Raw genomic sequence first — 19713 nt, 5'->3', positions numbered from 1 at the left:
CCCGCAGGTCATGCCGAAAAAGAACCGCAGCGCCACAATGCGCGTGTTGAAGGTCGAGGGCGTGATCCCTGTATCTGTCATGTGGAGCTGATATGCGCGCAGGTCCTCCGGCGTCGCGGTGTCGGGTGATCGCCCCAGAAAGGACGCGAAGTCCTTGATCGCCCGGATGTGGGACTTTTGCGCCTTGTCGCCCATCCCACGGATGCGCATGTCTTCGATCATCCGCTGGCGCAGCGGGGTTACTTTCTCCTCTGTCATGGGAACCTCCTGTCTGATGATTGAGAAGGCCTCAATCATCAGACAGGTCGGTCGCTTCGCAAAACGCCAAGCGTTGCAGGCGGCTCACTACATCAGCCAAATGCGCCAATGCCGCGAAGCGGCTTCGTCCATGGGCTCACAGCTGCCATTTTCTGCTTTGCTGCAAAGCATAGGTCAAGCGGCCTCGGCGCTGCCCCCTGCCCTGCCCACCTCCGATCTGGCGATCAGATAGTCGCAGGCCCGCTGCGCGTCCGCGGCGTGCCGGAAGATCGCGCCCTTGTCCGACCGAAGAACGCGCAACCAGTTGTGGAGGTAGGCGGCATTCATCTCGAGCGTATGCGCCGTGAAGCCGAGCGTCTGCCCCAGAAACACCGAGGTCAGTTCCGCGACGATCTCCTCGCGCGCATAGGACGTGTTGCCAAACTTCGAGAACCCGAAGTCACGGTTCAGCCGATGCGGGGCTTTCGTGGCATGGGCCAGCTCATGCGCCCAGACCCCGTAGAAATTGCGCGGGTCCTGGAACCGCGTGATGGACGGCATGTAGACCTTGTCCACGGGGGGCAAATAGTACGCTTCCGTGCCCGTAAAGACGGTCGTGATGTCGATGGCATCGAAAAACGCCTGCATGTGCGGGATGGGCTCGGACGGCGGATGCTCGGGCACGGGCTCCGGGTCAGGGTAGAAGCTGTCGGGCAAGCCCTCGATCTGGCAGGCATTGAACACACGGTAGGATTTCTGGAAGCGGAAGATACGGGCTTCCTCGGAGTGATCATCCCCTTCGCTGCGGTCATGCTCATCTGCGCCCGCGTCTTTCCGGCTTTGGCCGTAATAGACGACGACAGAGGACTTTTCGCCCTTGCGAACCTTTGCATCCAAGGCATTGGCTTGCGGCAACGTCATCCAGAAGGGAGAGCTGTGGCCCGCCATCACGGTCCGCATCGTCAGCAGAAAGTTGTTCACTCCCTGGTAGGGTTCGCCGCCCACGCGCAGGGGGCGACAGCTGCCACCTGCGGTCCAGGGCTTGCGCCACGGCAGGACGCCGCGCTCGATGATGCGGATGATTTCGTTTGTGATGACCTCGGAGGCATCGAATTTGGGCGTGCGGGATCGGGCCATGGCTGGCCTCCTTTCGAGTTTTGGTGAGAGTAAGTGGTGATCAGGTTGACTGACGGGGCCGCGGATCGTTGACGATCCTCGCGCCGAGCCCTTCGACCATGTCGATGTAGGTGGTCAGTGAGACGGAACTTCCAGGGCCCCAGGGTTCAGGGTCGATCGATCCGTCCCGTGTCACCCGCGGCAGGTTCGCGAAGGCGATAACATCGGTGACGGGTCGGATATCGATGAACGGGGTCCCTCGTGCGACCGCAAGAGTGGCCAAGGGAAAGCGCTCGATCGGCGCGAAGGTCGACACGGTGGTCCAACCGAGATGGATGAACGTGCCGCCCTCTCCGCAGATCACATGCGCGTTTGGCAATGACGCCGCCTGCCTGAGATAGCCGAGATCACGCAGGACGGTCTGCCGTTCGAGCCGCTGTGCCAGCGCCGTCTGGCCAGTTCGGCGCAGCTCTCTATGCCGCCACCAGGAGGCAGCGGTCGCGCGGAGCACGCGCAAGACACCTGATTGCATAGGAATGCCCTTCATCCGGAACGGCAGACCGGAACCCGGCCCGGACCCATCCGAGGGACCCCAAAGGCCCTCATCCGTCAGTCACAAAACCCGAAGAACACTTTCACTCTTTGGGGAGCTGATGCCGGAGAATGTTAAATGAAAAGCTCATAAGAGCCTAGGATCCAGCACTTTCCGGTATCAAAACCCAATGAGGAACAGGGTCAGGCCCGGACACCCTCTTTCGGGCACCGCAAAGGCCTGACCTTCCCCGGCCCTCCTCTTCCTCTCAAACCCCATGATTTCCGCAGGTGGCTTGATTTTGTTCCTGTTATGTTCTATCCTGAAAGCCCAGCTAAGAAGGGAGTTCCCCGATGGAAAGCACCACTTACGCCCTGCCCGCGACGCCAAAGCAGATTGCCTATGCGCGCGCACTGGCACTGCGCAACCAGACGCTTCTGCCGTGGGAGGTTCAGCAAGATCGGCGCTCCTTGAGCGCCTGGATCGACGCACAAGCCAAGATGAACCCGGGTGCGCAGGACAGCCGCCCGACATCAAAGCAGGTCGCCTTCGCCGAGCGTCTCGCCCGGATCAAACGCCGCGCCGTCCCGGATGAGTGTTTCCGCGACAAGGGGCTGATGTCAAAATGGATCGATGGGAACAAATGAAGCTGGGTAGCCCCTGCGGTGATTGAGACTACTTAAGCCGATCAACAATCGATGCCCCGCCCGACCTGGCAAGCGCGATCAGGCTGGACTGGATTTTGGATGTGAAGACGGAACTGAACGTGCCGATGGGCGTGCGGTCCTCCCAGACATAGGACCGCTCCAGAATATCGGTGTTGATCTCGTCCAGCATGACCCATTTGCGGACATGGGTTTCTGACCCCACGCGCTGCGACTCGATCTGTGGCACCTCGATGATCAGCACGATGTTGACGAGCGTTGCCGCAACAAGCAGCCGGAGCGGGGTTCGGGTACACCCCATTGACTCTAGCCTACGGCGACCCCGAACAGCGCACCGACCCCGGCTGTCGCCGCCATTGCAAGCGCTCCCCATAGCGTGACCCGCGTGGCCCCACGGACGACGCCTGCGCCGCCGGCCGAAGCGCCCAATCCGCCAAGAACCGCAAGGCCAAGGATCGTCGATCCCGCCACCAGGGGAGCGATCTGCGCCTCCGAGACCAGCAGCACGACGATCAGGGGCAGCACCGCCCCAACGGCGAAGGTCAGTGCGGACACCAGAGCCGCCTGGATAGGGCGGGCGGTAAAGGTTTCCGAAATGCCGAGCTCGTCGCGCGCATGCGATCCGAGCGCGTCGCGTTCAGTCAGTTGCACGGCAACCTTTTCCGCCAGGTCGCGGTCCAGCCCCCTTTCAACATAAATCCGGGTTAGTTCCTCGAGCTCGGCCTCGGGCGTTTCCTCGAGCTCACGGCTCTCTCGGGCGAGGTCCGCCTGTTCGGCGTCAGTTTGCGAGCTGACCGAGACATACTCCCCCGCCGCCATGGACATCGCGCCAGCCATAAGCCCGGCCAGCCCGGCGATCATGACCTCGGGCTTGCCGGAGCCTGCGGCCGCGACGCCGACGACGAGGCTCGCAGTCGAGACAAGACCATCATTGGCCCCGAGAACGGCGGCCCGCAGCCAGCCGATGCGATGCACCATATGGATTTCAGAATGTGATAGACGGCTCATGGCGTGGCTCCTTGAACGATGTCAGCTTGCTCTGACATGATGGCCTGTGGTTTGCCCGTAGCTGGCTCCTGTGGCGCGATGCGCAGCGCGCGCAGGGCGTTCAGGATAACAGCGACGTCGATGACCTCTTGCAGAAGCGCCCCCTGCACCGGGGTGAGATACCCGAAAGCGGCGGCAATCATGCCGAGAACCGACAGACCGATACCCGCGACCACGCTTTCGACAGCGATCCGGCGCGACGCCCGCGCGATCTCGATCCCGGGCCCCAGCCGGTCGATCCGGTCGACGAGCAGCACCACGTCGGCGGCCTCAGCCGAGGCCGCGGCGCCCCGTGCCCCCATCGCCACGCCCACATCGGCCGCGGCCAGGGCGGGCGCGTCGTTGACGCCGTCACCCACCATCATCACCGGCCCGTGTTTACGCTCGGAGAGCACCAGCAGCACCTTCTGATCGGGCGTCAGCCCGGCGCACAGACCGTCGAGGCCTAGCCCCTCAGTCACGCGCTCTGCCACGTCCACGCGGTCGCCGGTGGCCAGAAGGATGCGCGCGATCCCTTGGCGGCGTAGACCGTCCAGCATGGTGCCCGCCCCCTCGCGCAGCGGGTCGGACATGACGAGGTGCCCGGCCAAGTGACCGTCAACCGCCACGGCGACAAGGACCGAACCGGCGCCCTTGGCGGGGTGATCGCCCCCCGGTCGCCCGACCCGGGACGCCACGAAACCGATCCCCCCTACGATGACGCTGCGGCCCTCGACATGGCCCTCGACCCCTTCGCCCGGAAACTCGGCGACCTCGGTCGGCACGGACAACACAAAGCCCCGTGCCTTGGCGGCGGCGACGATGGCCTGCGCGACAGGGTGCTTGGAGGCCTGATCGAGCGCTGCGGCAAGGCGCAGGATGTCGTCCTCGCCCATGCCGCTCGCGCTGTCGACCGACATGATCTGCGGGCGGCCGTCAGTCAGCGTGCCGGTCTTATCAAGGATCAAGGTGCGGATACGCGCCATGGTTTCCAGCGGCCCTGCGCCCTTGATCAGCACGCCAAAATGCGCCGCACGCGAGAGACCCGCGACCAGTGCGACCGGCACAGCAAGGATCAGCGGACAGGGCGTGGCGACCACCAGCACGGCGACCGCGCGGATCGGATCGCCTGTGAACCACCAGGCCGCGAAGGCGATACTGACGGTGACGACCAGAAAGCCCAGCGACCAGCGGTCCGCCAGCCGGGACATCGGCGCTTTGGACGCCTGCGCTTCCTCGACTAGGCGAACGATCCCGGCATAGGTGCTGTCCTTGGCCTCGCGCGTCGCCGTCAGGTCGAAGGCCTCGCCCGCGTTGGTCGAGCCACTCATGGCGTCGGCCCCGCGCGCCAGCCGCACCGGCAGGGACTCGCCGGTCAGCGCCGCGGTGTCGAGGAAGGCGGTGTCGGACATCACCGTACCGTCCACGGGAACGACATCGCCCTGCCGGATCAGCAGGCGATCGCCCGGTGCGATCTCTTCGAGAGGCACATCCTCAAGACCGCCGTTCCGGTGCCGCGTCGCGGTCCGGGGTACGCGAGATAGAAGATCCTTCATCGAACGACGTGCACGGCCCTCAGCGAAGGCTTCGAGGAAGGTGCCTCCAGAATACATGACTGCGACGACAGCCGCAGCCAAGGTCTCGCCGAAGACAAGCGCCGCCGACATCGACAGCGCGGCAACGATATCGAGGCCCACCTCGCCGCGCCCGATGCTGCGGACAATTTCGACCACAAGCGCTGCGAGCGCGGGAACAACTCCTGCAATCCAGATCAGGTTCGCGATCTCTGGTTGGCCCGCAAGGTAGAATGCGAGTCCCACGATCAGCCCGGTTGCGGCCATCAGCAGGAGTGCGGTCTTGAAGCGATCGGTACGGGTCTGTTCCATGCGGCTCATCTTCCCCCGGCTGAGGCGATTGCCGCTGGTTCTTCGGAAAAAAGACGCCCGACTCCCACGCCCATTGCATTGCCTTCATCATCGCACAGAAGAAACAGGGCGTCGAGTCCACGTTGTCTCGCGAGGTCCGCACCCCTCTCCGCACCGAGCACCATGAGCGCCGTCGCCCAAGCATCGGCCTCGGCACAGGTGCGGGCCACCACGGTGACGGAGGCCGGCGAGGCGATCAGCGGCGCGCCACGTCTCGGATCCATGGTATGCGACAGGCGGCGCCCCTGAACCTCGACCCAATGGCGGTAGTCACCGGAGGTCGCCACGGCGGCGTCCTGCAGCGCCAGAACCGAATGCGGCGTCCGGCGATCAGGGTCCGGCGCTTCTACCGCGATGATCCATGCCTCGCCATCGGGGCGCAGGCCCATGGCACGCATCTCGCCGTCGATGCCGACAAGCGCGTCGGCAATCCCATGATCGCGCAAGGTCTCGGCGAGCCGGTCGACGCCATAGCCCTTGGCGATGCCGTTCAGATCCAGCGCAATGGGCGCGGTCTTGCGCAACTGCATCCCCTCGATCTCCAGCACCTCCTGCGCCGGGCGGCGGGGGGCGTCCATCGCGGCGCGGATACCCTCGGGCGCGGCGGCCCCGGGCCCGAAGCCCCAGGCCGTCACCGCATCGCCCATTCCGATATCGAAGGCCCCGCCCGAGGCGCGCCCGATCTCGAGCCCGAGGCTCAGAACCGCCCGCAGTTGCTCCGGCACCACCACCCAATCGTCCACCGGCGCCGCATTGATCCGCATGAGCGCGCTCTCCGCGTTCCACGTCGACATCTGCTTGTCCACCTCGTCGACAGCCGCCTGAAGGGCGGCACGGATTGCATCCGTGTCGCGGCCCCGATCCGCGAAGAACAGCGCCGACCAGCGCGTGCCCATGGTGGGGCCGTTCAGGGCGATGCGCGCGCGCTCAGTAGACATCTTCGACATACCGCCCCTCTGCCTTTAGGACTGCGGGCGTAAGCCCGGCAGGTGCGAGGATCTCGGCCAACGCATCGCTCACGCCCGTGGCCATGTCGCGCCCGCCGCAGACCATCACACGCGCCCCGTCGCAGATAAGCCGGGCCACCTGCGCCGCGTCGGCGCGCAAGGCGTCCTGCACATAACTGCGCCGCGCGCCGCGCGAGACGGCGGTGACAAGCCGGGTCAACCGCCCCTCAGCCTGCCAGCCGGACATCTCTTCGCCATAGAAGAAATCGCTGTCCGCATGCCGCATGCCAAAGAACAAGTGCACGGGCCTGTGCCGCGCATTGCCGCGGATGAAGCCCGCCAGCGGCCCGAGGCCGGTGCCCGCCCCGATCAGGATCAGCGGGGTGCGACCGCGACCGGCATGAAAGCCGGGATTGCGCCGCAGGAAGGCCCGGACCGTATCGCCCGGTTCCAGCGCGGTCAGCTGGCCCGAGGCCAGACCGCCCGGATGCTTGCGCACCACGATCTCGACGAACCCGTCGCGCCGGCCCGAGGCAAGCGAGTAGAGACGTGGCACGGCGCTGCCCTGCGGCAGGACGCCGATCAGGTCGCCCGCCTGGAACCGTGCGAAGCCCGCGCCCGTCAGCCGCTGCCACGGCGTTGCGCTCGGCAGGGCAAAGCGCAGGATCGCGGCCCCCGCCTGCATCTCAGCCCCGTAGTTGCGCCGCGAGACGAGGGTCAATTGTTCGGTGCGCGGCAAGACGGGTTGGTGCGCAAGGTCAAGGGGTATGCCAAGCATCTCGCCAAGCGCGCGGCCCCAGCGCGCGAAATCCTGCGGCGATTGCCGGTCGATCGTGTCGAGCGGCAGAAGCTCGGGCCAACCTTTCGCCTTTGCCGCTGCCGTGACGTCCTTGGCGAAAGCGCAATAGGCCGGAAAACTCCGGTCGCCGAAGCCGAGAACGGCAATCGGAAAGTCGGGCGCTCGGTCTGTGGCGTTCAGCCGGTCGAGAAAGCCCTTCGCCGAGGCCGGAGCGGCACCATCGCCATAGGTCGCGGCGAGCAGGATGATGCGCTCGGCACGGGCGTAGCGCTCTGGCGCGAAGCCCGACATCGGGCCAACATGGACGCCCTGCCCCGCTGCCGTCAGCGCGGCATGCAGGGTCGCGGCGAAGCCCCAGGTGCTGCCACCCTCGCTGCCGACAAGAATGATCGTCTCGGCACGGCCCGCGGGCTGGTTGCCCCGGATGCGCGGCCGCCCGCGCCGCCCGGCAAGCCAGATCAAGACGCCGGTAACGCCCATCGCCGGCACTCCGAGCGCCATCATCCCGAGCACAAGGCCGAGCGTCGCGGCCCCCTGCCCCGTGTGCAGCATGTAAATGGTTTCCGAGACGCGCTCCCACCCGGTCAGGTCGGCCCATGCCACGAGCGCGCCGGTTCCCTGGTCAAGATAGCCGGTGCCCCGGTCGGTCTTCAGTGTGAACACGTCCGTCGCGTCGCCGGGATAGGGAAAGCTCAGTTCGCGCAGCTCGGCGACGGGGGTCTGCAGCAGCGTGGCCATCTGATCGAGAGCGAACCCAATTTCTCCGCTCACTTCGGTGGGATCAGCCGGCAGGACGCTACCGTCCGGCAGAAGATCGAAGGTGGAGGCTGTCATCCAGAGGGCGGTGGTGGAGGACAGAACGAGGCCGATGACGGCGATCCGGGCGATCTCGACATGCAGCCTGCCCGCGAACGGACCGCGCAAGGACGCGAACCAGTGCCGCCATCCGCCCGCCCGTCGCACGACCAGCATAGCACCCGAGAGCGAGAGGACCAGCATCGCCGCGGCCCCGGCGGCCATGGCGATGCGCCCGCCATCCCCGAGGAAGAGCGAGCGATGAAAGTTGGTGAGCCAGCGAAGCGCCTGGTTCGGGTCGGCCGAGGCCACGCCCGCGCCCGTCGCCGGGTCGATCACGGCAGCACCCGGCGCGCCCTGATCGAACCAATAGGCGGTGATCCGACCGGAGGGCGACCGCCGGATCTGCTCGACGCCCGGATAGACGACCTGGATGCGGTCCGCGAGGGTGGCGACTGTCAGGCCAGTCTCCACCTGCGGCGCGGTGATGCGCTCGACTGCCGGAAAGACCGAGAGCGCAGCGCCGCTCAGGCTCAGGATCGTGACGAGCGCGAGTGCCAGAAGACCCGGCCAGCGATGGAGTGTACGGATCATGGCCCTGCCCCTCACATGTCGTAGGAGAAGTTGGCGATGTAGCGCCGCCCGCTCACCGGCGTGCCCGCGCCCGCCGTCGTCAGCGGCACGGCCACCTCGTTCGGGCTGTCGCGCATATCCTCGACCGCCGCGTCGATGTGCAGCGTGTAGCCCGCATCGAACAGCGCGTCGGCCAGATCGAGCGTGATCTCGAGACTGCGGCCCGCGCCGACGCTGGCGCCGGTGATACCGTTTACCTGCGCGGTATCGCCGCCCGTGGCACGGTACCAGTCGCTCAGATGCTCGTAGTACTTGGACTTGCCACCAGCCATCCAGAGACTGCCGACATAGGCGCCCGATGCGTCGGTAACGTAAAGCGCGAGGTAAGCGCCGTCGCCACCATAGTTGTTAAGGGTGGTTGTGAGCGTCACGGGCCGTGCCATAGCGAGGCCGGGAAGCGTGAGTGCGGTGGTAAGCGCGAGCGTTGCGAGAAGTGATTTCATGGGAATGATCCTTGTTCAGGGTGCTTCGGAGCTGTTCAGTTCACCTGAACCTGCGGAGGGGCGCCGTTTCCGAAGAGGCCGTTCTGCGGAGGAGCGACCGTTCCAGCGGGCGCGGGATTGCGGGCGCCACCGCGGTCGTCGTCATCATCCTCGTAGTCCATCTCGACGATCTGCAGCGTCGCCGGATCGAGCTTCACCTCGATCTCGCGGCCATTCTGGTCTCGGCCTTCGATTTCGTAGCAGCCGTCGTCGATCTCGAAGTCGCGCACCGTCCAACCGTTCTGTTCGGCCATCTGCATGGCGGCCTCGCGCGGCTGCCACTGGTCACGGGGCGCATTGCAATCATCGTCGTCGGCCAGCGCAGCGCCGGCGGGCAAAAGTGCGATCAGGGCAAGGGCGGTCAGGGTCTTTTTCATGGCAAGGGGTCCTTTCGTTTGATGAGACCAATCTGGCACCCCGACCTGAGGGCATCCTGACGCCCCAGCGATTCCTGCTTCAGCTTGCCGTCAGGAAAATGGCCCCGCCGATGATGACGGGGCCAAAAAGATGCGAGCGCAGGCTACAGGGCTGGCATGGCTATACGCCCTGCCCCGCGTTCAGGCGAATTCGAACTGCTCGAAGCGGACACGGCGAGGCGTTTGACCTTGTGCTTTCAAGCCCTTGAGAATCCCGTCCTTCAGACCGGTTGGGCCGCAGAACCACAAATCGGCTTGCCGGATCGCGAAAGGGACCGCGCCAATCAGGCGCTCGGCCGTGAGCCTGCCATCGCGCGTCGTAACGACCACCTCGAAACTGAACCTCGGGTTGCGGGCAGCCGCAGCGCGCAGCGTCTCTACCCCAATCGCCTCCTCTTGTGTCCGAACGCAGTGGATGAGGTGAATGTCGCGGCTATCCGCTTCGCTCAGGCTTTCGGCCCAGGCGAGGAACGGCGTGATACCGATGCCGCCCGCCAGCCATATCTGGCGCGCACCGCCCTTGCGGAAATTGAACCGTCCATATGGCCCTTCGACCTGCACGCGCGTTCCGGTCCGCAAGATGGCGGGCAGGCTTCGTGTCCAGCCACCCAAGCCCCGGATGGAGAACGTCAGGGTGCCGTCAGGGCGCGGGGCGCTGGTGATCGTGAAGGGGTGCGGCTCGGACAGTCCTGCCTCTGGCGCGCGGAAGAAGGCGAATTGCCCCGGCCGCCACCGCATGGCCCGCCCCTCGGGGCGGAGGGTTAGCGTGGTGGTGTCCTTGGTCTGGCTGATCTCTGTGACGGTGAATTCTCTACGCCGCAGGTACGGGGCGACCAGCTCGGTGAATATCCACGCGGTCACTCCGGCGATGCCGAATGTGTTCAGTAGCACCGAGAGCGATGGATCTACCTCTGTCGGCATGTCGACGAAGAACTGGTGAAAGACCACGATTGCAAAAAGGGCCCCCATGAAACGATGGCTGAACCGCCAGATCTGATAGGGGATTTCCAGTGGGGTGAAGGGCAATCTCCGGAACCAGCTGACAGCAACCAGGGCGAGAAGCGCGTTGAAGGCAAGTTCGCCCGCCTCTTCACCAAGTTCACCAAGGGAGGTTTCACGCACCAAACGCTCGAAATCCGGCTCGATCTGCTGGTGCAGGATCATCAGGATCATTGCGGAAATACCGAGCCACTTGTGGACCCGGTACATGCGATCGAGACCGCCGAACAATGGTTCCACCAGTGGCGGCCGTGCGGCGAGGATCAGGGTCTGTGCCATCGCGACAACTGCCGCGGCCCCGACGGCAATGCCAAGTGCTGCATCCGCGCCATAGGGCGCATAGGTGTTGAACCCGATCAGTGCCGCCAGCAGGCATGGCAACGCAACCAGCACCGGGCCCGTCAGGGCTAGAGGAGAGTTTAGGGAAAGCCGGGAGAGTGGCGGCAGGCCCGGCACCGGAACATTACCGTCGCGACGCGCTGCATCAGTCATCGTCGCGTCTCTCGTGATCCCGCTCGCGGCGATCATCCTCGTCGTCCTCGTATTCGAACTCGATTACCTCCAGCGTGGCCGGGTGGACAGTCACCTCGATCGCACGCCCCTCGGCATCCCTCCCGTCGATCTCGTAGCAGCCGTCATCGATCTTGATCCGGCGCACCGTCCAACCATTTTCCTCCGCCAGCATGGCAACAGCATCGCGCGGCTGCCAGTCGGCCATCGGCACGAAGCAATCGTCGTCAGCCAGCGCCGCGCCGGCCGGAAAGACCGCGAGAAAGCCGATAATTGTCAATGTCTTCTTCATGGGGCACACTCCTAGTGGCTCGCCTCTTGATGCCATTCATGCGCCGCGAAGCTGACGGCAGCCTGAAGGGGCTCGACCCACAAGCTTCAGCTTCGTGTCAGCCAGACGGATCATGGAGGGACATCAGGAAAGGACGGGTACGACCATGCGCATATTGCTGATCGAGGACGACACGACTCTTGGCGCTGCCGTGCGCGACCAAATCGCAGCTGATGGCCAGTCAGTAGACTGGGTCACGCGGCTAGACGCGGCGGCAGACGCGATGAGCGCAACCTCCTACGACCTGCTCCTGCTCGACCTCATGCTGCCAGACGGACGTGGTATCGGGTTCCTCAAGGGCCTCAGGACGCGTGGAGACGTGACGCCGGTCATCATCCTGACGGCGCTCGACCAGGTGTCCGATAGGATCGAAGGCCTCAATGCGGGCGCTGACGACTATCTTGTGAAGCCCTTCGACCTGTCGGAACTGTCGGCACGGATCGGATCGGTCGCGCGGCGCTACAGCGGCAACCCCAACCCGATCCTGACCCACGGACCGCTCGACATCGACCTTGCCGCGCGCAGCGTCCATCGGGATGGCAGACATGTGCCGCTGACGGCGCGGGAATGGGCGCTCTTCGAGGCCTTCCTGGCGCGTCCCGGGCAGCTCCTGTCCAAGGCGCAGTTGGAGGAGAAGCTCTACGCTTTCGACGCCGAAGTCGAGAGCAACACCATCGAGGTGCACGTGAGCCGCCTGCGCAAGAAACTGGGGAGCGCCATCATCGAGACCGAGCGCGGCATGGGTTACCGGCTGGGCAAGCCATGATGTGGCCATCCAGCCTTCAGGTACGGCTCGGCTTGTCACTCGGCCTTGTGCTGACGATCCTCTGGCTCGCCGCCGCCACGGTTACCGCGGTGATCGTTCGGGGCGAGATGGATGAGGTCTTCGACAGCGCCCTGCGCGAAACCGCCGAGCGCATCCTGCCGCTGGCCGTGACCGACATCGTTGGGCGGGAAGATCAGGGTGTGACGCAGCGCCTAGCGCCGATCCGGGAGCATGACGAGTTCTTCACCTACATCGTACGCGATGCCGAGGGACGCATTTTGCTGCAATCCCATGCGGCGGACCCTGCCGTGTTCCCTCCATACGATGGTCCGGGATTTGGGCAGAACGCCACACATCGCCTCTACAGCGACGCGGCGCTCCAGGGGACGATCAGCATCACCGTGGCCGAACCGTTGGCGCATCGCGCTTCGGTTGCTCGGGAAATCCAGATGGGCCTCGGCCTGCCGCTGCTGGTTGTGCTGCCGTTGGCGCTCGCGTCGATTATTCTCGCTGTGCGCTTTAGCCTCGCCCCTCTCCATCGGTTCCGTACGCGGCTTGAAGCGCGCGGCGTGCGCGACCTGTCAGAAGTACCCGCGGCCGACCTGCCGACCGAAATCGGACCGCTGGCCGCAACCTTGAACAGCCTTTTGGCTCGGTTGCGCGACGCGTTCGAGGCTGAGCGAAGTTTTGCAGCCAATGCGGCTCATGAACTAAGGACACCATTGGCGGGCGCTATCGCCCAGGCGCAGCGACTGCGGTCAGAGACCAAAGATCCGACCATCGACGCGCGCGCCGCCGAGATCGAGGCGACGCTCAAGCGTCTCACTCGGCTGTCCGAGCGTCTCCTGCAGCTTGCGCGGGCGGAAGGCGGTAGACTTCGGATGGACCAGAGCGCTGATGTCAGAACCATCACTCGCGTCGTGGTGGAAGATATTGCGCGCAGCACAGAGAACGGGCGCCTTATGTTGAACTTGCCGGACACGCCTGTCTTGTCTGATATCGACCCCGACGCATTGGGAATTCTGTGCCGGAATCTGGTGGAAAACGCCCTACGCCACGGGGCGCAGAATGCCCCAGTCGCGGTTACACTCACGAGCGAGGGGCAGTTGATCGTGGCGAACGAGGGCCCCGCGGTAGCAACCGAAACACTCGAACGCCTGACAGGGCGCTTCGAGAGGGCAGATGCAAAAACTGATGGTAGCGGGCTTGGCCTCGCTATCGTCTCAGCCATCGCAGAACGGATCGAAACCTCTCTCTTGCTCCAGTCACCACGTCCCGGTGAAACTTCTGGATTTCAGGCATCCGTCAGATTGCCAACGGATGCTCCAAATGCCCATGTGAAAGATCGGGAGCATTGGCCTTGAAGTCTCACGTCGCAGCGCCCCGAGGGGTGCGGTGTCGATGATGGTTGTTGTAGACATGATTCTTCATTCTGAATGCGAGTAATCGCGCTCATCCCATTGATATTATTACACTATAGGGTGATTGGGGGCGGAATCTCCGCCCCCCGCTGGATCACGTTATTCCGAGGCCAGCATCGACGCGCCTTCAGCAGGCAGGTCATCCGTCAGAAATGCAGGAAGGTCAGCTTCACTGACGCTGTCAGCCGCTTCGGCATCCGCCCCCTGCCCTTCGGCATGGTCCTCATCGTCAAGCGCCACGAGATCGTTCCGGCGCATGACGCTCGTCGACCAGCTTTGCCACCACGCTGTCCTTCAGATCGCTCGCCTGCGCCGGCATGTAGATGTGACGCACTGAGGCTTCGAGACAGCTTCCCGAAGCAGAGGAAGTGCGGAAGGTGTCCGTCACAATCTTCAGCAGCAGCAGAATCAACGCCACGTCGGGCGAGCGCCCGATCGCTTCACGCAGCGCCAGCGTCCGGTGTGCCGTCAACTCGATTACGAGCCGCTCGGGTAGTGGCTTCAGCGCTCCGTCATCCTCATCCTCCGGCAGGTCGCCACCAATCGGCTGGCCACCCGACATGATGATGGTTCCGCCAGGAGCGACACTGTCATGGCCATCGGTGAGATCACGATCAGCCCCCTGCCCCGCCACCACAGGATCAGCGCCATCCTGGACCGCGGTCTCCTCAACGGGCTCATCCTCTGGACGCACATAGCCGCGATAGACGGCCAGCGCGCCATAGCGGTTGAGCGTGACGAACGCCCCTGCCCGCCCGATCTCCTCCGCGTCGAAGATCAACGGCCGGGTCTCGATCTTTTCCATCTCCGTTTCCAATACGCCAAGCCGCGTGTCGATCTCGTCGGGGATGTCATCCTGATCCGCGTATTCCTCCTCGAGCGCTCGGTACTCGGCGAGCAGCTTGGCATGAGCTGCACCTTCGTCATCCGTCATCGGTGCCGGATCACCAGACAGAGACCGCAGCCCGTGGCTGTAGCCGTAGGGCAGGTCAAGTGCTACCTCGATCCACTTCCAGCCCTCAACCGCAACCGTCTCAGCCTCGGCTTGAAGTTTGTCCGTCACCAGCCGATCGAGCAGGGCAGGGTCCTCCAACCAACCGCCATCATCGCCCTGGAAGAGGTCATGCAGCATCGTGCCACCCGCCGCTTCATAGGCATCAACACCCACAAAGATCGCGCGCCGGTCGGAAACCCTGACCGAGGTTTCGGTCAGCATCCTGCGGATCTGGAATGGCTCCTTGTTCCAGGATGAATGGATCACATCCCAGACCTGAACCTGACGCGCATGATCTGGATTCACGGTGAAAGCCATGAGCTGCTCCAGCGTCATGCCATCCTCGGCATAGACCTCAAGCAGGGCAGGGGCGACGGAGGCAAGTTTGAGGCGCTGCTTCACGATCTGCGGCGTCACAAAGAAGGCGGCAGCAATCTCTGCATCGCTCTGACCCTTGTCCCGCAGCGCCGCAAACGCGCGGAACTGGTCGAGCGGGTGCAGGGCGACGCGATGCATGCTTTCTGCAAGGGAATCATCCTCGGCCAGGATGTCGGACGCAGCATCGCGCACGATGCAAGGAATGGGCGGGGTCTTTGCCAAACACTTCTGCTTCACCAGCAGGGACAATGCTTGGAACCGACGGCCACCGACCGGGATCTCGAACTTGCCGGTCTCGGTGCCGTCGTCAGCCAAGACGGGCCGCACGCTCAGGCTCTGCAACAGACCGCGGCGGGCGATGTCTTCGGCCAGTTCCTCGACAGACACGCCAACCTTGATGCGCCGCACGTTGGACTGGCTCAGGACCAGCTTGTCAAAAGGGATATCCCGCGAAGGGGACAGGGTGATTTTCCGGACAGCTTTCGTCATCAGATCTTCTCCACGACGGGCGCCGGAAGCCACTCTCCCGATCTCATTTCCCGTCACCCTCAAACCAACACTCCTTTCCCTCTCGATGATCGTATGGTTGCCAAGAGGCGACTTAACAGCTGTTAAGTCATGCCAACTGAGCACCGCGGCGTTGAAACTTAACAGCTGTTAAGCCGCACTTCGCCGACCGATCAAAGCCATGACCATCGGACCGCAAGAGAATTCGCCCGCCGCGGCCTTGGACGTCAGCGCCCGCAAGTATCCACCCGGTGATCTGATGTCAGAGAATCGTTCCAGCATGGCCACGACGACGATCGAGGCTTGCTCTGGTCCCATGCAGCGTTGCGCTTCTTCCCACGCGGAAACACTGATCCCCATGGCCGGCCTTACATGACAAGCCGCGTCGAAAAGTTGGTGCCAGTGTCGAATGTCGCCCTGATAGAAAGTCTTGAGCGAGGGACAGCCGGCGATTACCAGGTGGAGTGGGATTTTCGGCACCCGCCTCGTGTCAGACTCTTCAAGGTCAGCCACGGGCTCACCCGTATCATCATCAGGCGCGCGTCCCGCCGCCCCGCCTTTTTCTAAGGCAGGTTCAAGATCTATAGATTCTTTATTTGAATTATGATGGTGACGCTCACATTGGGCATCATTGGTGTTCATTTCTTCTGTTTCAGGACCGTCAATCACATTACGCGCCTGGTCAAGAAGGGTCTCCAGTTCAGTCCGAAATGCCGACAGATCCTCAAGCGAGAGTTTGCGGCGAAGAGCGCGGGCGGTGAGGGCTGCCTTGTCGCGGAGCTGGTCCCATAGGCCAAGCCCGGGCTGGATCTCCTCGCCGAACTCCGCCAGAGCGGCCAAGTCGCGACGCATAAGGCTCACTACCTCCCTCAGTCGCCGCACACGGTCCTCGGCCTCACGCACAGCCTCTGCAGCCCGTGCAATTTCCTCGGCCCGGCAATAGAGCGGGGAGAGATCAAAGCCGAAGGCCACCCGATCTTCGCCACGCTTGCGCACATACCGCTTCCCATTGGGGCTATCGCGCCGCATGAGCAAGCGTGCCTCTACCAACCGGGCGAGGTGACGGCGCATCGTCGAGCAAGGCATGCCGTTCAGCCGCTCGCAGATCGCCTTGTTGGATGGGAAGACGACCATTTCGGTGTTCCCGCCAAGCGCATCGTCCGGAAAAAAGCTGAGAAGTCCCTGAAGAACGGTCAGATCGCGCTCGGAAACCCCGAAGGCGGCCTGTGCCTTGGACAGCTCACGGAGGAGCTCCCACTTGTTGACGGGCTTGCCGGGAACAGACGCCTCAGGACGCTCGACCACGCGCAGATGGGCGTGCGAGATCGGCCGCATAAACGGCGAAATCGGTGTGTAATCCATGATGTCATTCACGAAGGCAAAATTTCCCTGGCCCGCGAATCGCTTTGCGCTTGCGGGAAAGGGGCCAGATCGCTACATTCAGAGGTGCGAAAACTGAAGTTTTGTAGCGGGCTGGTCCCGTGCGAAACCTAAGAAAGGTCTCGTGAAGCTTGCTTCTCGGGGCCTTTTTCTTTTCTGCCTGTCTCGTGCCTCCTTTTTGATTGTTGCTCTTCCTCAGTCTTCCGAACGCTTCCAGCGCTCGTGAAGCTCGGTGATCAGCTGCGGGGCGTTGCCCTCAAGCCAGCTGACAAAATCGCTCTCCTCGGCCTTCAACTCGAGCTTGAGTTGCTTTCCACGACGTCCGATCGTGACAGTGGCGGCACCGACCCCCGGAATCACCGTGCCGGGCCGCCCGCGAGGGCGAGACGAGGATGTGGTCTGTTCGGGCTTCCCTGCAGCAGAGAGGACGGCCAAAAATGCATGATCGGATTTCTCGTCAATACCGCCTTGGTAGGATGTCTTGGCCTCACCCGCCAAAGCTGCAAGCAGTTCGCGATCGGCATCCGTAGCCCCCAGCAACTTCTTGAGCTCTTCCCACCTGGGCCGACCAATGCCCGGAGCGGCACCGATGGCGAGGACCAAGTCCTCCCCAACGGTGCGGACCACGCTTAACAGCTGCGACACTCCTGCCTCGGTCAGATTGAGAACCTCGGCGACACCCTTGTTAGTGCGTTCGGATGCGCTCAGATGGTCACCGTCGAGCAAGGCTGCGGCAACAAGCGCTCGTTCGATGAAGCTTAGATCCCGCCGCTCCTGGTTCTCTAACAGCTGATCACGAAGTGCCTGATCGCCCTCCATCTCTGTGACAATGGCGCGGACCTTGATCCCAAGTTCTCTGCAAGCTTCCAGTCGACGACGGCCATAGATCAGGCTGTAGCGATCACCATCAAGCGGCCGGACGAGGATTGGTACTCGCTGTCCGTTCTTGGAAATTGACGCCTTGAGGCCCGCAGTCTCAATCTGCAGCCTGTCATCGAGCCGACCTGTGGTTTCGATTTGGTCAGGCTCGATTTCGAAAACGCCGCCGCGCAGCCTGCGCCCTTCAAGAGCGTCGGGCGCGTTGCGCAGGGTCTGCAGTGGCAGTCCCAGTTTAGGCTTTCTTGCCATTGCGTCCCCACGTGTTCTGGATGATCGCCGCGATCTCGTCGTTGACGGCGTTCATGGATTCGATTGCACGATCGAAAGTCTGACGCGTGAAGTCCTTCTTGTCGGCCTCGTAGAGCGTCTGCTTCGTCAGCCCTGCATCAGAGATCGCAGTAGACTCAACCATGTGGTTGGTCAGGACTGACCTGCCGAACAGACCCCGGATGAAAGCAATGACCTCGGTCTGCGGGGCATCACCCACCTTGTAGCGGGTCGGCAGAAAGCGCAGCCAGTCGAAGCGAAGGTTTGCGCCAGCATCCCGGATGACGCCAAGCAGATCAGCGGTCATGCGCAAAAACTGCGACATGGACATCAGATCGAGCATTTGGGGGTGAACGGTAACAAGCACCCCTGAAGATGCTGAAAGGGCGGACATGGTTAAAAAACCAAGCTGCGGCGGACAGTCGATGACGACGACGTCATAGTCCGCTTCGACACTGTCGAGCGCGTCGCGCACACGGGCAAAGAATGCGCGGGCGCCGCCACGCTGAATGGCTGCCGGTGTCTCATGTTCGAATTCCATGAGCTCGAGGTTCCCGGGAATCAGGTCAAGACCACGGATGTAGGTCTTGCGGATCACGTCCGAGATCGGGACCGGTTCATCGTAGCGAACCGCATCATACAGCGTGCCACCCTCCATCAGGTCCAGCTCAGGCTGGATGCCATGCAGCGCGGAAAGGGATGCCTGGGGGTCCAGATCGATCGCAAGGACACGATATCCCTTGAGAGCCAAGCGCTGTGCAAGGTGAGCGGATGTTGTCGTTTTCCCGGACCCGCCTTTGAAGTTCACAACAGAAACAATCTGAAGCTCGTCACCGGCACGACGCCCCGGAACGTAGGTTCCAGGCTTCTTCGCGTTTGCCTCAAGAGCGTGGCGAATCTCCCAGATATCATCGAGGGTATATCGCCGGTGGCTGCCCGCAGTGGTTTCGACGTCAGCGATCTTTCCTTCTCGATGAAGCTTGCGAAGGTAGGTATGATCGACGCCAAGCAACTCGGCCGCCTCGCCGCTGGTCAGGCTGCGCATGACTTTTTTGGCGTCGGGAGGGAAGTGGGCAGCACGTTGCGCATGAAGATTGGACGCAAGAAGCTCTGCGTAGTGCCCGATGGCAATGTCCAGGTCCTGCTCAGCTTCGCTCATCTCTGCCTCGATTCGTGGGCGCGTTTTTTATGTGATCGCGCGTTATTTATCGAGACTATTGCCCGAGCTATCAGATTCGTGCAAGCTCTTTCTAGATTTGGTGTCAGTCGCTGCGTCATGCACAAGAGTAGCTAGGGTTTGCGGCAGGCTTGTCTTAGGAACCTTTCGGATATACATTACAAGACGTATATCCGCATGGGAGGTCACGATGCAGGTCGCAAAATGGGGTAACTCGCTGGCCGTCCGTTTGCCCGCGGAGCTCGTCCGAGAGCTTGGTCTCAAGGAGGGTGATCAGATCGACCTGGTCAAGGACGACGGTCGGGTCAGAGTCCGTCGCCTTGCTCGTGCGGATGAGGTACTTACCGGCCTGCGCCGCTTCCGGGGCAAGTTGTCCGCAGCAGAACGTCTGAGCCGCGACGACGCACATGAGCGTTGAGTTCGCGGACACGAATGTCGTTCTTTACCTGCTCGACGACGGCCCAAAGGCCGATCGCGCCGAGGTCATCCTGGGGCAGGGGCCCCGGATCAGCGTTCAGGCTGTCTCTTTTA

The 19713-nt window shown here is 63.2% G+C and carries 20 protein-coding genes and 2 pseudogenes; 5 read left to right on the top strand and 17 right to left on the bottom strand.

All coding sequences use genetic code 11. From position 1 onward, the window contains the following. The 3 genes from AKU94_RS00890 to AKU94_RS00880 all read right to left on the bottom strand — a co-directional run. On the bottom strand, positions 1 to 258 hold a 258-nt coding region (locus tag AKU94_RS00890), incomplete at its 3' end, for a site-specific integrase (RefSeq protein WP_198144796.1). 174 nt (positions 259 to 432) lie between these two features. Further along, complete coding sequence (locus AKU94_RS00885; RefSeq protein ID WP_050525480.1) at positions 433 to 1374, bottom strand: ArdC family protein; 942 nt, start codon at positions 1372 to 1374, stop codon at positions 433 to 435. 40 nt (positions 1375 to 1414) lie between these two features. Next, entirely contained in the window at positions 1415 to 1885 is a 471-nt protein-coding gene (locus AKU94_RS00880) for a hypothetical protein (RefSeq protein ID WP_232295634.1), read from the bottom strand. Between the two features lie 353 nt (positions 1886 to 2238). Between AKU94_RS00880 and AKU94_RS00875 the strand changes: the two genes are divergently transcribed. Further along, a complete protein-coding gene (locus AKU94_RS00875) occupies positions 2239 to 2532 on the top strand; it encodes a hypothetical protein (protein WP_050525478.1) in 294 nt (97 codons plus the stop codon). Positions 2533 to 2560: 28 nt separating this feature from the next. Here AKU94_RS00875 and AKU94_RS00870 read toward each other — a convergent pair whose 3' ends face one another. The 9 genes from AKU94_RS00870 to AKU94_RS00830 all read right to left on the bottom strand — a co-directional run bounded on the left by AKU94_RS00870 (position 2561) and on the right by AKU94_RS00830 (position 11374). Further along, positions 2561 to 2851 carry a hypothetical protein gene (locus AKU94_RS00870; protein WP_009503882.1) on the bottom strand — a complete coding sequence of 97 codons (291 nt, stop codon included), beginning with the start codon at positions 2849 to 2851 and terminating at the stop codon, positions 2561 to 2563. A gap of 5 nt (positions 2852 to 2856) precedes the next feature. Next, positions 2857 to 3558, bottom strand: coding sequence for a VIT1/CCC1 transporter family protein (locus AKU94_RS00865; protein WP_050525477.1), 702 nt, complete (start codon positions 3556 to 3558; stop codon positions 2857 to 2859). After that, complete coding sequence (locus AKU94_RS00860) at positions 3555 to 5462, bottom strand: heavy metal translocating P-type ATPase (protein ID WP_050525481.1); 1908 nt, start codon at positions 5460 to 5462, stop codon at positions 3555 to 3557. The genes AKU94_RS00865 and AKU94_RS00860 overlap by 4 nt, the downstream gene beginning before the upstream one ends. Positions 5463 to 5467: 5 nt before the next feature. Continuing rightward, the gene (locus AKU94_RS00855) at positions 5468 to 6448 is read right to left on the bottom strand and encodes an FAD:protein FMN transferase (RefSeq protein ID WP_050525476.1); all 981 of its coding nucleotides are present in this window, start codon (positions 6446 to 6448) and stop codon (positions 5468 to 5470) included. Further along, positions 6429 to 8636, bottom strand: coding sequence for a PepSY domain-containing protein (locus AKU94_RS00850; RefSeq protein WP_050525475.1), 2208 nt, complete (start codon positions 8634 to 8636; stop codon positions 6429 to 6431). The genes AKU94_RS00855 and AKU94_RS00850 overlap by 20 nt, the downstream gene beginning before the upstream one ends. A gap of 11 nt (positions 8637 to 8647) precedes the next feature. Next, positions 8648 to 9118, bottom strand: coding sequence for a DUF2271 domain-containing protein (locus tag AKU94_RS00845; RefSeq protein WP_028288620.1), 471 nt, complete (start codon positions 9116 to 9118; stop codon positions 8648 to 8650). Positions 9119 to 9153: 35 nt separating this feature from the next. Further along, positions 9154 to 9534 (bottom strand): PepSY domain-containing protein, encoded by a 381-nt coding sequence (locus tag AKU94_RS00840; protein WP_050525474.1) that lies wholly within the window; start codon positions 9532 to 9534, stop codon positions 9154 to 9156. A 180-nt stretch (positions 9535 to 9714) separates the two neighbouring features. Then, positions 9715 to 11100, bottom strand: coding sequence for a ferredoxin reductase family protein (locus AKU94_RS00835; protein WP_050525473.1), 1386 nt, complete (start codon positions 11098 to 11100; stop codon positions 9715 to 9717). After that, positions 11057 to 11374 (bottom strand): PepSY domain-containing protein, encoded by a 318-nt coding sequence (locus tag AKU94_RS00830; RefSeq protein WP_050525472.1) that lies wholly within the window; start codon positions 11372 to 11374, stop codon positions 11057 to 11059. The genes AKU94_RS00835 and AKU94_RS00830 overlap by 44 nt, the downstream gene beginning before the upstream one ends. Positions 11375 to 11519: 145 nt before the next feature. Here AKU94_RS00830 and AKU94_RS00825 point away from each other — a divergent pair, with 145 nt between their 5' ends. Both AKU94_RS00825 and AKU94_RS00820 read left to right on the top strand, forming a co-directional pair. Continuing rightward, on the top strand, positions 11520 to 12179 hold the full coding sequence (locus tag AKU94_RS00825; protein WP_009503873.1) for a response regulator transcription factor: 660 nt from the start codon (positions 11520 to 11522) through the stop codon (positions 12177 to 12179). Next, the gene (locus AKU94_RS00820; RefSeq protein ID WP_050525471.1) at positions 12176 to 13543 is read left to right on the top strand and encodes a sensor histidine kinase; all 1368 of its coding nucleotides are present in this window, start codon (positions 12176 to 12178) and stop codon (positions 13541 to 13543) included. Before AKU94_RS00825 ends, AKU94_RS00820 begins: the two co-directional genes overlap by 4 nt. A 156-nt stretch (positions 13544 to 13699) precedes the next feature. Here AKU94_RS00820 and AKU94_RS20765 read toward each other — a convergent pair whose 3' ends face one another. From AKU94_RS20765 to repA, 5 genes and pseudogenes are all read right to left on the bottom strand, one after another. Beyond that, complete coding sequence (locus AKU94_RS20765) at positions 13700 to 13840, bottom strand: hypothetical protein (protein ID WP_009503871.1); 141 nt, start codon at positions 13838 to 13840, stop codon at positions 13700 to 13702. A gap of 13 nt (positions 13841 to 13853) precedes the next feature. Further along, positions 13854 to 15461, bottom strand: a pseudogene (locus AKU94_RS00815) (ParB/RepB/Spo0J family partition protein); the annotation flags it as partial. A 168-nt stretch (positions 15462 to 15629) separates the two neighbouring features. Further along, entirely contained in the window at positions 15630 to 16841 is a 1212-nt protein-coding gene (gene repC / locus AKU94_RS00810; protein WP_050525470.1) for a plasmid replication protein RepC, read from the bottom strand. A 213-nt stretch (positions 16842 to 17054) separates the two neighbouring features. Then, positions 17055 to 17987: a plasmid partitioning protein RepB gene (repB, locus tag AKU94_RS00805; protein ID WP_028288626.1), complete on the bottom strand. Its 933-nt coding sequence runs from the start codon at positions 17985 to 17987 to the stop codon at positions 17055 to 17057. Continuing rightward, positions 17971 to 19164 carry a plasmid partitioning protein RepA gene (gene repA / locus AKU94_RS00800; RefSeq protein WP_009503867.1) on the bottom strand — a complete coding sequence of 398 codons (1194 nt, stop codon included), beginning with the start codon at positions 19162 to 19164 and terminating at the stop codon, positions 17971 to 17973. Before repA ends, repB begins: the two co-directional genes overlap by 17 nt. Before the next feature lie 208 nt (positions 19165 to 19372). On the opposite strand from repA, the gene AKU94_RS18830 reads away from it, so the two are divergent. Continuing rightward, positions 19373 to 19600 (top strand): AbrB/MazE/SpoVT family DNA-binding domain-containing protein, encoded by a 228-nt coding sequence (locus tag AKU94_RS18830; RefSeq protein ID WP_009503866.1) that lies wholly within the window; start codon positions 19373 to 19375, stop codon positions 19598 to 19600. Next, positions 19590 to 19713: pseudogene (locus AKU94_RS20695) on the top strand (PIN domain-containing protein); the annotation flags it as partial. The gene AKU94_RS18830 and the pseudogene AKU94_RS20695, both read left to right, overlap by 11 nt.

Origin of the sequence: Pseudorhodobacter aquimaris, from assembly GCF_001202025.1 — a bacterium.
Taxonomy (GTDB): Bacteria; Pseudomonadota; Alphaproteobacteria; order Rhodobacterales; family Rhodobacteraceae; genus Pseudorhodobacter; species Pseudorhodobacter aquimaris.
The sequence above is the reverse complement of the archived record's forward strand: the minus strand, read 5'-3'. Positions and strand labels throughout refer to the sequence as shown.

Bases quoted from the DNA above. Each gene is read 5' to 3' on its own strand.
- AKU94_RS00885 (WP_050525480.1), bottom strand. From the start codon at position 1,374: ATGGCCCGATCCCGCACGCCCAAATTCGATGCCTCCGAGGTCATCACA.
- AKU94_RS00880 (WP_232295634.1), bottom strand. From the start codon at position 1,885: ATGCAATCAGGTGTCTTGCGCGTGCTCCGCGCGACCGCTGCCTCCTGG.
- AKU94_RS00875 (WP_050525478.1), top strand. From the start codon at position 2,239: ATGGAAAGCACCACTTACGCCCTGCCCGCGACGCCAAAGCAGATTGCC.
- AKU94_RS00870 (WP_009503882.1), bottom strand. From the start codon at position 2,851: ATGGGGTGTACCCGAACCCCGCTCCGGCTGCTTGTTGCGGCAACGCTC.
- AKU94_RS00865 (WP_050525477.1), bottom strand. From the start codon at position 3,558: ATGAGCCGTCTATCACATTCTGAAATCCATATGGTGCATCGCATCGGC.
- AKU94_RS00860 (WP_050525481.1), bottom strand. From the start codon at position 5,462: ATGGAACAGACCCGTACCGATCGCTTCAAGACCGCACTCCTGCTGATG.
- AKU94_RS00855 (WP_050525476.1), bottom strand. From the start codon at position 6,448: ATGTCGAAGATGTCTACTGAGCGCGCGCGCATCGCCCTGAACGGCCCC.
- AKU94_RS00850 (WP_050525475.1), bottom strand. From the start codon at position 8,636: ATGATCCGTACACTCCATCGCTGGCCGGGTCTTCTGGCACTCGCGCTC.
- AKU94_RS00845 (WP_028288620.1), bottom strand. From the start codon at position 9,118: ATGAAATCACTTCTCGCAACGCTCGCGCTTACCACCGCACTCACGCTT.
- AKU94_RS00840 (WP_050525474.1), bottom strand. From the start codon at position 9,534: ATGAAAAAGACCCTGACCGCCCTTGCCCTGATCGCACTTTTGCCCGCC.
- AKU94_RS00835 (WP_050525473.1), bottom strand. From the start codon at position 11,100: ATGATCGCCGCGAGCGGGATCACGAGAGACGCGACGATGACTGATGCA.
- AKU94_RS00830 (WP_050525472.1), bottom strand. From the start codon at position 11,374: ATGAAGAAGACATTGACAATTATCGGCTTTCTCGCGGTCTTTCCGGCC.
- AKU94_RS00825 (WP_009503873.1), top strand. From the start codon at position 11,520: ATGCGCATATTGCTGATCGAGGACGACACGACTCTTGGCGCTGCCGTG.
- AKU94_RS00820 (WP_050525471.1), top strand. From the start codon at position 12,176: ATGATGTGGCCATCCAGCCTTCAGGTACGGCTCGGCTTGTCACTCGGC.
- repC (WP_050525470.1), bottom strand. From the start codon at position 16,841: ATGGATTACACACCGATTTCGCCGTTTATGCGGCCGATCTCGCACGCC.
- repB (WP_028288626.1), bottom strand. From the start codon at position 17,987: ATGGCAAGAAAGCCTAAACTGGGACTGCCACTGCAGACCCTGCGCAAC.
- repA (WP_009503867.1), bottom strand. From the start codon at position 19,164: ATGAGCGAAGCTGAGCAGGACCTGGACATTGCCATCGGGCACTACGCA.
- AKU94_RS18830 (WP_009503866.1), top strand. From the start codon at position 19,373: ATGCAGGTCGCAAAATGGGGTAACTCGCTGGCCGTCCGTTTGCCCGCG.